We start from the raw sequence: 11,570 nt of genomic DNA, 5'->3' as shown, positions 1-11,570 counted from the left end.
GTCCAGGCCTCTTGGTGGCGCCACCGCAACCAGGGTCGACACGCAGCAGGAAAAGATCCCATCCAATGATCAAGCCGAACGGATTTTCTGCGGGTGCCCGCATCGTCATCACGCTCGCCGCGTTCGTGATCGTGGTCGCAGGCATAAAGGCCGCCGCCACGCTGATGGTGACGTTCCTGTTGGCGTCCTTTATCGCCATATTGTGCGCGCCGCCGTTCATGCTGATGCAGCGCTGGGGCGTCCCATCCTGGATCTCTATCCTCGTGGTTATTGCCTTCCTGGTGCTGCTCCAGATTGGCTTTTTGACGATCGTGGCTTCGACCATCGCCAATTTCACCAGCGACCTGCCCCAGTACCAGCAGAAGTTGCGCACAATCACTATCGAGTTCATCGCCCAGTTGAACACCTGGGGGTTCAATATCCCCGAGGGCTTTGTGCAGCAGTATATGGATCCGGGAACAGGGTTTCGTATGGTTGCCAACGTCCTGAGTAATCTGGGCACTGTGTTCTCCAATGCCTTTCTGATTCTCCTGGCGGTGTTGTTCATGCTTTTCGAGGGTGCTTCCATCCCGCGCAAGCTGCAACTGGCGTTCGGCAATGACCGGCCGATGCTTGGGGCGGAACGTTTTCTTGAAACCGTGAAACGCTACATGAACATAAAAACCACGATCAGTCTGATAACGGGCGTGCTGGTTTATATCTGGCTGAGCATCCTGTCAGTGGACTATGCCATGCTCTGGGGACTGATCGCCTTTATGTTCAATTACGTGCCGAGTATCGGCTCCGCAATCGCTGCGGTGCCAGCAGTACTGTTGGCGCTGGTTCAGCTCGGCTGGTTCGATGCGGTTCTGGTGGGTACAGGCTACCTGGTCATCAATGTGGTGCTGGGCAACGTCATAGAGCCGCGCATCATGGGGCGGGGCATGGGCCTGTCGACACTTGTGGTATTTCTGTCCCTGGTTTTCTGGGGCTGGGTCCTCGGCCCGGTCGGAATGCTGTTATCGGTGCCCCTGACCATGCTTTTGAAAATTGCTCTGGAAGCCCACGAGGACACCCGCTGGGTGTCTATTCTGCTGGGGCCGGACATCGCTGAACTACAGAAGCGACAGCGAAAACAGGCCCGTCATACCCCGAGCCCGGTCGCGGACAGCTCTTCGCTCAAGTGAAATAACGCCTGACGGGCATGCCAGCGCTGACTCTACCGGTTCTGGAACGGACCGGCTCAGGCTGTCACTCGACAGAACAAACCGGAGACACTATGAAAAGAATAACTATTGCGGGTCTCATCCTGCTGGTCGTGCTCGCGGTGGCAGCTCCAGTTGTGACCGGGTCGTTGACCCGCTCGTCGTGGGGCCAGATGACAGATGAGTTTAACCGAGGCGCGGCGTCTGCCGCGGTTCTGGAAAACCTTGAGTATGACCGCGGCTACCTTTCTACCGAAGTTCTGAGCAAACTGACGCTCGATGCTCCCGAGCTCGAGGAGCCTGTCGATGTTTTCTTGCGCTCCCGCATCGCTCACGGACTCACCAGTGCGCGTATCGAAACACGGCTAGACGAGGGCAGACATCAAGCAGCACTCTCGTTCTTTGACCAGGACAAGCCCGTTCTGATATCCCATGCCCACTGGAATGGCGACTTTGAAAGTAATCTGATGGTGCCAGGGGTAGATCGGCAGAAAGAAGGCATGACATTCCGTTGGGCGCCCCTGGATGCTGATTTCGCAGTCAGTGATTCCGGTGAAAGCGCCAGTATCCATTCCTCCTGGGCCGGCCTTGAGGTCACCCAGGGCGCGAACTTCTTACGTCTGGGACAGGTATCCGTCGCGGAGGATATGTCGCGTCTGGTCGGCGAAGTCTGGACGGGAGAGGTCGCGTTTTCAGTGGCTGAACTAAGCGCGAACTTGGCAGGCTCTGGCCGGTTCAGCGTCGAAGATGCGACGCTGCTGGCCCGAACGGTCGAAGAAGGCGATGGTCGCCTGAAGAACCAGATGGATATCGGCGTCGCCGCTGTCGAAGCCAATGGCCAGTCCTTTAGCGACATTCAGATGCGTTTTGTCGCAGAAAACTTTGATATTGAAGCGACCAACCAGGTCTTGCTTGCGGCGAATCGATTGAACGGAATAAGCCGCGACGCCAGTGCGGCTGAGCAGGCCGCGCAACATCTGGAGCTGTTCAGCAGCATGATGGATGCCGTTCGGACCCTGATGGCCCACGGACTCGCTGTTGGTATTCCGACCATGGTCGTTAATGCGCCCGGTGGCGCCGCTGAGCTGGAATTCCATTTTGCCCATCCCGAGCTGGATGCCGCTGGACGGGCCGCTATGGGCAGTATTTTCCAGCACAGCACTGGAGGGCTAAGTCTCAAGGTTCCGGCCAGCATGCTGGAGCAGCTTCCGGTTGCGTTCCAGCAGCGGCTCTTCCAGCTGTACCAGCAGGGCGTGCTTCTGGAAAAGGACGGGATATTCCTTCTGAACGTCGACCTCGAAGGAATGACGTTGAACGTCAACGGTCAGCCGATCCCTGTGCCGCCGCTGATCTGATCGAGCGCGGGCATACTGCCGCCAGGCCGTCGGGTGTCTCGGTTACCTTGCTTCGCTGTTGCTCTCTGCCCTGGAGAGCAACGCCTGCTCCCGCGCTTTACTGTTCTGAATGGCTTCGTCCAGCCTTGCGCCATACTGTTCCAGCCACGTTCGCGAGCCGCGTACCATATTGGCCAGATCCACCATCCCCTCTTTCATCGTTACAAGAAAGGCCTGATAGCGCTGCTCCTGATCTGCCATGGCGGCTTTCAGGCTTTCGTCACCCTGGCCTTCGTTCAATTTCTGAACCTGTGCTTGCAGCTGTTTTATGGTTTCAGCCTGCTGCTGGATGAGCGCATCGAGACGCTGGGTATCCGCTTTTTCGAGCGAGTCGGGCGTCTGGATCAGTGCCTTGGGCTCAGGTGTAGGGGGATCTTCCTGGAACGCGAACATGAGCACTGCCGTCAGTGCGACAGAGACCAGGACAACGAGGGCAAGCCCGGCACTTACCAGTAGCAGCTTGCGTCTACCCGGCCGTGCATCACCAGTATCGTCTTCGGGCGGGTCAATAGTATTGTCTGCCATGGCTGCGCGACTCTAGGGTGGGGGAAGTAAACTAAGCCTACCTCAGCCTACAGTTTTTGCCAGCCGGTTTCGGGGTCAATCTTAGCTGCGATTCAGTCGAGCTGAAGGCGACGGAATTTCTCCTTCAGCTGAGCTTCGCTTTCAACATGGGCAGGATCGACCGGAATACAGTCTACCGGGCAGACCAACTGGCATTGGGGCTCAACATAGTGCCCAACACACTGGGTGCAACGTTCCGGGGCTATGACGTAAAGGCCATCGCCGGGGGTTATAGCCTCGTTGGGGCACTCGGGTTCGCATACGTCACAATTGATGCAGTCGTCGGTAATAATTAGGGCCATCTCTGACGCAACCTCTTAACCGTCGGCATGGCGGAACTCCGGCCACGGACCAGGCCGGGTTACCGCTGTCAGCGACTTACTGTTTCTGTTCGAATTTCCTGCGCAGGCAATCAGCAACAGGCTGGGGTACAAACTCGGTAATGTCGCCTCCAAGCGCTGCAATCTCGCGGATCAGGGTAGAGGAAATGTACGATAGGTGATTTGCGGGGGTCAGGAACACGCTCTCGAGGTCGGGGGCCAGGTGCCGGTTCATATCCGCCAGCTGGAACTCGTACTCAAAGTCGGAGACCGCCCGCAAGCCCCGCAGGATAATGCTGCCCCCTTGCTGCTGGACGAACTCGGCCAGCAGGTTACTGAAGCCTACGACCTTGACGTTGGACAGGTGCGACAGCGACTGCTCGGCAAGCGTGACACGTTCAGCCAGGGATAACAGCGGCTTTTTTTTAGGGCTCTCTGCTATGGCGACGATAAGCGAGTCAAACAGCCGCGAACCCCGGGCGACGAGGTCGACATGGCCGTTCGTTATCGGGTCGAAGGTGCCCGGGTAAATTACCTTTTTCATGTCAGCGATCCTCAATCGGGGCGGCGGTACTTCAGCGTCATGGGGCGCGATGGTAGCCAAAGCCGTTGCGGGCCTCAACCATTCACCGCGGTTTTACCGCCGCCCGGGACCGTTTGCGCTTACGCTTTCAGTCGCCGGCTCAGGCGTTGCGCGTTACGGGCGCTGAGAGCATAAATTGAGAGCTGCGGGTTGGCGCCGATACTGGTGGGAAATATCGATGCGTCATGGATGTTGAGATTTTCGAGCTGATGGTGCTCACCGAAGCTGTTCACTACCGCCATTTCAGCGTCTTCGCCCATCGCGCATCCGCCCATCTGGTGGGCGGTGAACAGGCGGGCCCGATGCAGGGCCATGGGGATGTCGGCCATCTTCCGTTTGGCATCGGCCACGCTCGTGAACGCCGGGCTGTCGAGGTGCACCAGACTGACTGACTTGGCGCCAGCTGCGAACTGGATCTCTACCATGCGTTCGTACGCGTCACGCATTCCCGCCCAGAGGTAGTCGGTCATGGGATAGTCGAGCACCGGCGAACCGTCGTCGCGCAGGCTGACGGTGCCGCCTTCGCTTTGCTCGTGGAAACCGTCCCGCAGCAGGGCAATGACCGAATTAATGTAGGGGAAGCGGTCCATAGTGGCGGTCATGGCTTTGCCGTGCTGCGGAATAATGCCTGCAGCCATTCCCGGCTGGAGGGGAGGCACTTCCAACTTGAACCCGACTGCGCCTGCAACGCCATCGCGCCAGACAAACTCATCCGAGTAGATTGACTGTGGCGCACCGTAGTAGGGTTCCACCTTCTCCGGCATCTCGGCGACCGTGGCATTGACAGGATGGAGGAACGTACGCTTGCCGATACGCCCGTAAGGGTCCGGGACGCCGGAGCGCAGCAACAGGGCCGGGCTGCCGAGTGCGCTCGCCGAGAGCACGAAATGGCGCGCCTTCAAAGTCACGCGCCTGCCGGTCGGACGCAGGGCTTCACCGTCGAGGGCAACCGCCTCAAGTGCCTGGATTTTGCCGTTGGCGTGGATGAGCTTTTCGGCGCGCAGGCTGTGAATCAGTTCACTGCCGTGATCGAGCGCGCCGGGTACTGTCGTGACCAGCATGCCCTGCTTGGCGTTGGTAGGGCAGCCAAAACCGCAGTAGCCAAGATCCCAGCAGCCGTTGACATTCCGCGGGATAGTATCCCAGTGCCAGCCCAACTGCTCGCAACCGGTTTTCAGAACAGTGTTGTTGGGGTTCGGGTCCGCGGCCCAGGTGGCGATCTTCTGTCGTTTTTCGCGATCCTCGAACCAGGGGGCCAGTGTTTCGGGCTCGCACTCCTTAACTCCGAAGCGCTCCTGCCAGTGCTTGAGGGTCTGTTCGGGCGTGCGGAAGCTGGACGTCCAGTTCACGGTAGTTGAGCCACCTACGCAGCGGCCCTGAAGGATTGCGATCCCGCCGTCCTTGGTAACACGACCCAGACCTTCCTGATAAAGCCTGGAGTAACTCCAGTGCTCGTCCATAGTGAAATGCTTCTGGTGATAGAGGCGTCCCTCTTCCACCATGATGACGCGCAGGCCGGCCTTGGCCAGAATCTCGGCCGTCGTGCCGCCGCCGGCGCCGGTCCCTATGACCACGACATCGGCCTCGAGTGTCTGGTCATCCTGCAGTGTCGCGGCATCGGTGACTTTCCAGCCTTTCTCCAGGCCTTGGGCAATAATGTCTGTGCTTTTCATCATTTATCCAGTCGCGAAAGATTGTTCTTGGGGTGTGACAGCTTGGCTGGCCCTGCCTTCAGGGCCAGCTGGTCCAGCTGTCAGGACTTCTGGAACTGGGGTAGAGCGGTGAGGGCGTAGGCGGGCGGCCCCGGGTAGTGGGAGTTGGACCAGGTTGCGGGCATGCCGTAGAACGCAACGTTAGTGACTTTCACCAAGCCGATGTAGGCGCTGGTGAACAGATCGATGCTGCTGTCTTTCCAGCGATTCAGGAATACATTGGCCCGTTCCGGATCGACGGTGTCCCAGCCCTGCCATACACCTGCAGCCAAAGCCCGTGTCGGGCTGAAGTGCAGCAGGTCAAACAACTGGCGGAACTCAGACTGCATGCTGGGCGAAAAACGATATATGGCGGCGTCGATGCCCGCCACTGTCTGGTTGAGGCTTTGCTGGCGCTGGTCCTGGCCCTGCGGTAGTGCATCGGCAAGAATCGCCGGTGATAGAGCCAGCAGCAGCAGGCGATCATCATCGGTCAGGAAGTGATACTGGACACTGTTGCCGTCGACCTTGTGGCTGCCCTTAGGGGCGTCACTGCACCCGGTTAAACCGATGCCCGCGCTGGCTGTTCCGAGCAGCGCGGCACCGGCCAGTCCAGTCCGCAGAAAACCGCGACGGGACATAAGCGTGTCGTCTGTCCCAGGCGTTACCATCTTCGTGCTCATAAATGGGCAACCTCGTAATTTTTATTGTGTCGCCGAACACCCTTAACGGATGAAAAGCCGGTAGACCAGTTTGTTGATCAGCCCACCGTATGGCGGATAGATCATCTCGCTACTGTTGAAGCGCTGTTTGGAAAATACACTTCGGGCATGGGAAAAGGTCAGGAAGCCTTCCTTGCCGTGGTAGTGGCCGATGCCGGATGGGCCGACGCCGCCGAACGGCAAATCATCCTGGGCCACATGCATCAATGTGTCATTGATGCCCATGCCGCCAGATTGTGTCCGCTCCATGACCTCTGACTGGGCCTTTTTATCATAGCCGAAGTAATAGAGTGCCAACGGGTGCGGACGGTCATTGATGTACTGCAGCGCATCAGCTGGGCGTTGGTAGGGTACAACCGGGAGGAGCGGGCCGAAGATCTCTTCCTGCATCACCAGCATGTCGTCTGTTGCGTCAAGGACAAGGTGCACCGGCATTTTGCGCGTTTCGCTGCCGAACTGATCATTGGCGGCATTCACTTCGATAACACGCGCTCCTTTTTTTCGGGCGTCGTCGAGGTAGCTGGTCAGGCGCGCGTGCTGACGGTCATTCACAATGCTGGTGTAGGAGCTGTTGTCCTTCACCGTCGGGTACAGTTTCCCCATCGCGGCCTTGAACTCATCTACAAACGCATCGACACGGTCCGCGGGGCAGAGCACGTAGTCGGGCGCTACGCAGGTTTGACCCGCGTTGAACGCTTTGCCAAAGGCGATCCGCTTGGCTGCATCGGCTATAGGCACGTCGGGTGATACCAGGGCGGGCGATTTACCGCCTAATTCGAGCGTAACCGGTGTAAGATTGTCTGCTGCAGCTTTCATTACGAGGCGGCCGACCTGTGTCGAGCCTGTGAAAAGCAGATGGTTGAAAGGCTGGCCTGAAAAAGCAGCCGCGACCTCGGCGTCGCCGTTCACTACAGCGACGAGATCCTCAGCGAAGGTTGCCTGAAGCAGATCCTTGAACAGGGCGGAGAACTCCGGCGTAAACTCGGACATTTTCAGCATGGCCCGGTTTCCTGCCGCAAGCGCGGCGACCAGCGGGCCCACTGCGAGATAAAGAGGGTAGTTCCAGGGCACGATGATCCCTACGACCCCTTTAGGTTGGAAGTACACCTTGTTACTGGCGGGCTGGAACAGCAGGCTCACATGGCGCTTGGATGGCTTCATCCAGTTGCTCAGATGGCCGGCAGCGTAGTCGATCCCCTGTACCGCAGGCATCAGTTCCGCCAGCCGGGTCTCGTCGGCGCTGCGGCAGCTGAAGTCAGTATCTATGGCCGCGATAATGGCTTCCTGATTGTCGAGCAGCATCTTTTTAAGGCGCTTGAGATTTTCCCGGCGTTCGGCCACAGAAGGATTTCTGTTCTTCTGAAAAGCCGTCTGTTGGGCTGCGAACAGACGCTGTAGTTGCTGGATCTGCTTTTTGTTTTCCGTTAGTTCAACAACGTTAGCGACCATCGGGGCCTCCTGGGTTCAATCCCATCTGATTTTATTGGACGGCCGTGTGCGGCCGTGTATCGGGCGGCCACCGGCGACGGCCAGTGCCTGAGATTTCTGCGCCGGCGCCACAGCAGCCCAGTGGTGCTCGAGCAGCTAGCGACCATTTCCGACCAGCATGCTGAGTTTCGGTAATCGTACCTTGGGCTATTATTAGAGTATATACTCTAGGTAGTCAAGCCTATCGCCGCAAGCCTGTGACGGCGCACCTGTTACACAGGCATGGCCCTCGCAGAGCGGGCTCAGCAGGGCGAATTTCAACATCTACGGGACGTTATGAAGACGCGCGACAAGATAATTCTGGCCAGTCTTGAACTGTTTAACCGTTCAGGAGAGAGAAATGTCACGACCAACCATATCGCCGCACACATGGGCATATCGCCGGGTAACCTTTATTACCATTTCCGGAACAAAAGCGAGATCGTCTACGAAATATTTCGGGGATATCGCCAGCAGGTTGAGGTAACGCTGCAACTGAATCCGGAGGTGCCTTTTACGGTTCAGGAGAAACTCAGGCTGCTCGAAACGGTTTTTGATGGCTTATGGGAATTCCGCTTTTTTCATCGGGACCTTGAGTTTCTGCTTGATGCCGATGAACGCCTGCGACGCGACTACCGAGAGTTCACGCATGGCTGTCTGTCCAAGATGGAGCAGATTCTTCTTGCCCTCCAGCACGCTGGCATTTTCCTGCCGCACGAGGACAGTGAGCGGCAGGCCATGGCGCTCAATACCTGGCTTATCGTCACAAACTGGATGTCTTTTCTGAAGACGGCGCATGCCGGGGAAGGTGAAGAAGCTATAACCCGGCAGCAATTACGGCAAGGGATATATCAGGTGCTGACGCTCGAGTTGCCGTATGTTTCGTCGGCGTACCACGACGAGATCGAACGGTTGCGGAAGTCTTACCGGTTCGAAGTCTCGTTACAGTCAGCTTGCTGATCCGGTATGTGTAAAACAGGCCTGGCGGGCAGATCTGCAAAAAAATGTTCGGGCGGGGAACTAACCGGAGAACAAGGCTTCTAAGCAGTGACGCCAATTTGATGCCCTCCTGTTTTTGCTGGACGGGCTTTCGAGTTCAAGCGTCTTCCTTGAGTCTGAGTCTCTCAGGGATCACCTTATGGTGAAACCCCAACGAGTTCTCCCGGGCCTGGCCCGGGAGTTTTTTTTCAGCCTTCTGGCTCTTCCGCTATCTTCCCCGCGTTTTCTCCGACCAGCCACTGGCTCAGTTGCAGGCGTGTTTGATCTACGCCGGTTTTTTTAAGTGATGAGAAAGGTATTACAGCCACCAGTGACGGGTGATTGGCCAGTTCCTTTTTTACGTCCAGTGCGGTCTGCCTGGCCGGACCATTCTTCAGCTTGTCCGCTTTCGTCAAAAGAATGGTCAGTGGTAGGCCATTATGCCCGGCCCAGTCACTCATCATTCTATCGAAGGGTGTCAGCGGATGCCGGATATCCATGACCAGAGTCAGGCCGCGCAGGCACTCCCGGTTTACCAGGTAGTCGTCCAGGTGCTGTTGCCAGTCGTTTTTCATATCCCGTGAGACCTTGGCGTAGCCGTAACCGGGCAGGTCCACCAGGCGGCACCCAGGCGTACTCAGGCTGAAAAAGTTGATCAGGCGGGTCCGGCCAGGGGTCTTGCTGGTCCGAGCCAGCTTGCTGTTGAGTGTGATGGTATTGAGAGCGCTCGATTTACCTGCGTTGGATCGTCCGGCAAATGCGATCTCGGCGCCACTGTCTTCCGGGCACTCGCTGCGACGCGACGCACTGGTAAGGAAGCGGGCGCTGTTGAACGCTATAGCGGGCTTTTCTAGCGACTGACTGGCATTTACTGGCTTCACGGCGAATTTGGCCCCGGTTCTGCATTTCAGAGAGTTTTCATTTATGTATAATGCTACACCAAATTAATATAAGTCTGGTTTATTCCTCTGGCTTCGGGTTTTCAGAAGGTCGCGGCCTGGTTCTCTGCTGCGCCCGGTCGAGGCGTCGCCTCAATGGGTGAGCATTTTTGCTGGATGCTTGCTACCATGCACCGCCGAAACTTGCCGGCGGCGCCGGAATGCAAACATTGGGGCGCCCGAGGAAGAATGGACGAATGCAGCGGGTGTCAAACCCTGAAGTGATCCTGATCAGAGAAGATGGTGCGAGCATGAAGAAAATCATTGCAGGCCTGATTATGGCCGTAGGTCTGGCCGGCGTCGCGCAGGCTCAGGGTGATCCCGAGGCGGGCAAATCTCTCGCTGCAACTTGCGGTGCCTGTCACGGCCAGTCGGGGGCGTCGCCGGTAGCGCCGAGCTACCCAAAGATCGCCGGTATCGGAGAAAAGTACATCCTCAAGCAGTTGCAGGACATCAAGGCAGGACGTCGGGTTGTGCCGGAGATGACCGGCATTCTGCAGCCTCTGTCGGAGCAGGACCTGGCCGATCTGGCTGCGTTCTACCAGACCCAGGAGATGACGCTTGAGCAGGCGGATCCGGAACTGATAGAGATGGGGCGGGCACTGTACCGGGGCGGTAATATGGCGAGCGGTGTCACCGCCTGTAGCGCCTGCCATGGCCCAGCTGGACAGGGCATCGCTTCTGCTGCCTTTCCTCAGGTCGGTGGCCAGAAAGCTGCGTACCTGGCCAAGCAGCTTAACGATTGGCAGGCAGGTAAGCGCGATAACGATCCCAATGCGATGATGCAGGATATCGCCAGTAAGCTGACCGATGCCGAGATCGAAGCGATCTCCAGTTATATGTCCGGGCTTCACTGAATCGCGGCATATCTGCAATAGAGAACCCCTGCTGCACCTTTTGCCGCAGGGGTTTTTTTATGGGAAAGTGAAACTCGCGCCCGGGAACCGCAGCCTGCGCCCGCGGTCAGACCCAGTCTTGTTTAACGTTTTTTCAGGACTGAATCCACGCCATTGACCTAAACGGCAGATGGTATTTCGCTTCGCTTATTTTCAAGGAGAACCCCATGCTGAGAAGTTTTCTGTTGTTGCTGGTAGTCACGCTGATGCCGATGGCGCTTCAAGCCGAAGAGGGCAAGTGGGAGGAGGGGCGCCACTACCAGAAGCTTTCAACAGAGGTAGGAACGCGGAGTGGCGATAAGATCGAGGTGGCAGAAGTCTTCTGGTATGGGTGCCCGCATTGCTACAGGCTGAAGCCCTTGCTGGAGTCCTGGGCCAAGGACTTGCCTGATGACGTAAACCTGGTCTATCTGCCGGCGGCACTTAACCAGAGCTGGGAGGTTCATGCGCGGGCGTTCTATGTTGCCCAATCCCTGGGGGTGCTGGACAAGGTTCACGATGCCTTTTTCGAGAAACTGGCAAATAACCCGCGCGCACTCTCCGACAAGCAGAGCCTTGCTGATTTCTTTGCCGAGCAGGGCGTCGACCGCGAGAAGTTCAACAAGACTTTTGACAGTTTCGGTGTGAACGCCAAGCTGGACCGTAGCAAGTCAGTCATCCGGGGCGCACGCCTGACAGGTGTTCCGGCACTGATCGTTAATGGACGGTATACTGTAACGGCGGGTATGGCCGGTGGCCACGAAGAGATGCTACAGGTGGCAGACCATCTGATTGAGCAGGAGCGCGAGGCACGGCAGTGAAGGGGTTAGTAGCAAAGGAGAGTGACTTCGCCT

Annotated in this window: 12 protein-coding genes; 5 read left to right on the top strand and 7 right to left on the bottom strand. The window is 57.6% G+C overall.

Going from position 1 to position 11,570, the window contains the following annotated elements:
• The first annotated feature begins 65 nt into the window (after nt 1–65).
• Nucleotides 66–1,166 (top strand): AI-2E family transporter, encoded by a 1,101-nt coding sequence (locus soil367_RS15850; protein ID WP_136550015.1) that lies wholly within the window; start codon nt 66–68, stop codon nt 1,164–1,166.
• Nucleotides 1,167–1,258: 92 nt separating this feature from the next.
• The gene (locus soil367_RS15845) at nt 1,259–2,539 is read left to right on the top strand and encodes a DUF945 family protein (RefSeq protein WP_172962370.1); all 1,281 of its coding nucleotides are present in this window, start codon (nt 1,259–1,261) and stop codon (nt 2,537–2,539) included.
• A gap of 42 nt (nt 2,540–2,581) precedes the next feature.
• Here the strand turns inward: soil367_RS15845 and soil367_RS15840 are convergent, their stop codons facing one another.
• The 6 genes from soil367_RS15840 to soil367_RS15815 form a co-directional block, all read right to left on the bottom strand.
• Nucleotides 2,582–3,103 (bottom strand): hypothetical protein, encoded by a 522-nt coding sequence (locus tag soil367_RS15840; protein ID WP_136550013.1) that lies wholly within the window; start codon nt 3,101–3,103, stop codon nt 2,582–2,584.
• Nucleotides 3,104–3,195: 92 nt separating this feature from the next.
• A complete protein-coding gene (locus soil367_RS15835) occupies nt 3,196–3,444 on the bottom strand; it encodes a YfhL family 4Fe-4S dicluster ferredoxin (protein ID WP_136550012.1) in 249 nt (82 codons plus the stop codon).
• A gap of 76 nt (nt 3,445–3,520) precedes the next feature.
• Nucleotides 3,521–4,006, bottom strand: coding sequence for a pantetheine-phosphate adenylyltransferase (gene coaD / locus soil367_RS15830; RefSeq protein WP_136550011.1), 486 nt, complete (start codon nt 4,004–4,006; stop codon nt 3,521–3,523).
• A gap of 119 nt (nt 4,007–4,125) precedes the next feature.
• Nucleotides 4,126–5,721, bottom strand: a complete 1,596-nt coding sequence (locus soil367_RS15825) for a GMC family oxidoreductase (RefSeq protein ID WP_342777432.1) — start codon at nt 5,719–5,721, stop codon at nt 4,126–4,128.
• Between the two features lie 77 nt (nt 5,722–5,798).
• Complete coding sequence (locus tag soil367_RS15820) at nt 5,799–6,419, bottom strand: hypothetical protein (protein WP_136550010.1); 621 nt, start codon at nt 6,417–6,419, stop codon at nt 5,799–5,801.
• 42 nt (nt 6,420–6,461) lie between these two features.
• Complete coding sequence (locus soil367_RS15815; RefSeq protein ID WP_136550009.1) at nt 6,462–7,907, bottom strand: coniferyl aldehyde dehydrogenase; 1,446 nt, start codon at nt 7,905–7,907, stop codon at nt 6,462–6,464.
• A gap of 315 nt (nt 7,908–8,222) precedes the next feature.
• Between soil367_RS15815 and soil367_RS15810 the strand changes: the two genes are divergently transcribed.
• Complete coding sequence (locus soil367_RS15810) at nt 8,223–8,885, top strand: TetR/AcrR family transcriptional regulator (RefSeq protein WP_136550008.1); 663 nt, start codon at nt 8,223–8,225, stop codon at nt 8,883–8,885.
• A gap of 227 nt (nt 8,886–9,112) precedes the next feature.
• On the opposite strand, the gene yihA is transcribed toward soil367_RS15810, so the two are convergent.
• Nucleotides 9,113–9,784 (bottom strand): ribosome biogenesis GTP-binding protein YihA/YsxC, encoded by a 672-nt coding sequence (yihA, locus tag soil367_RS15805; RefSeq protein WP_136550007.1) that lies wholly within the window; start codon nt 9,782–9,784, stop codon nt 9,113–9,115.
• Nucleotides 9,785–10,038: 254 nt separating this feature from the next.
• On the opposite strand from yihA, the gene soil367_RS15800 reads away from it, so the two are divergent.
• The gene (locus soil367_RS15800; protein WP_246065365.1) at nt 10,039–10,698 is read left to right on the top strand and encodes a c-type cytochrome; all 660 of its coding nucleotides are present in this window, start codon (nt 10,039–10,041) and stop codon (nt 10,696–10,698) included.
• Nucleotides 10,699–10,904: 206 nt separating this feature from the next.
• The gene (locus soil367_RS15795) at nt 10,905–11,537 is read left to right on the top strand and encodes a thiol:disulfide interchange protein DsbA/DsbL (protein ID WP_136550006.1); all 633 of its coding nucleotides are present in this window, start codon (nt 10,905–10,907) and stop codon (nt 11,535–11,537) included.
• Nucleotides 11,538–11,570: the final 33 nt, after the last annotated feature.

Source organism: Hydrocarboniclastica marina, assembly GCF_004851605.1.
GTDB classification, from domain to species: Bacteria; Pseudomonadota; Gammaproteobacteria; order Pseudomonadales; family Oleiphilaceae; genus Hydrocarboniclastica; species Hydrocarboniclastica marina.
This window is presented reverse-complemented; position numbering and strand designations above follow the sequence as displayed.

Coding starts and splice junctions, on each gene's coding strand:
- soil367_RS15850 (WP_136550015.1), top strand. CDS start 66: ATGATCAAGCCGAACGGATTTTCTGCGGGTGCCCGCATCGTCATCACG.
- soil367_RS15845 (WP_172962370.1), top strand. CDS start 1,259: ATGAAAAGAATAACTATTGCGGGTCTCATCCTGCTGGTCGTGCTCGCG.
- soil367_RS15840 (WP_136550013.1), bottom strand. CDS start 3,103: ATGGCAGACAATACTATTGACCCGCCCGAAGACGATACTGGTGATGCA.
- soil367_RS15835 (WP_136550012.1), bottom strand. CDS start 3,444: ATGGCCCTAATTATTACCGACGACTGCATCAATTGTGACGTATGCGAA.
- coaD (WP_136550011.1), bottom strand. CDS start 4,006: ATGAAAAAGGTAATTTACCCGGGCACCTTCGACCCGATAACGAACGGC.
- soil367_RS15825 (WP_342777432.1), bottom strand. CDS start 5,721: ATGATGAAAAGCACAGACATTATTGCCCAAGGCCTGGAGAAAGGCTGG.
- soil367_RS15820 (WP_136550010.1), bottom strand. CDS start 6,419: ATGAGCACGAAGATGGTAACGCCTGGGACAGACGACACGCTTATGTCC.
- soil367_RS15815 (WP_136550009.1), bottom strand. CDS start 7,907: ATGGTCGCTAACGTTGTTGAACTAACGGAAAACAAAAAGCAGATCCAG.
- soil367_RS15810 (WP_136550008.1), top strand. CDS start 8,223: ATGAAGACGCGCGACAAGATAATTCTGGCCAGTCTTGAACTGTTTAAC.
- soil367_RS15800 (WP_246065365.1), top strand. CDS start 10,039: ATGCAGCGGGTGTCAAACCCTGAAGTGATCCTGATCAGAGAAGATGGT.
- soil367_RS15795 (WP_136550006.1), top strand. CDS start 10,905: ATGCTGAGAAGTTTTCTGTTGTTGCTGGTAGTCACGCTGATGCCGATG.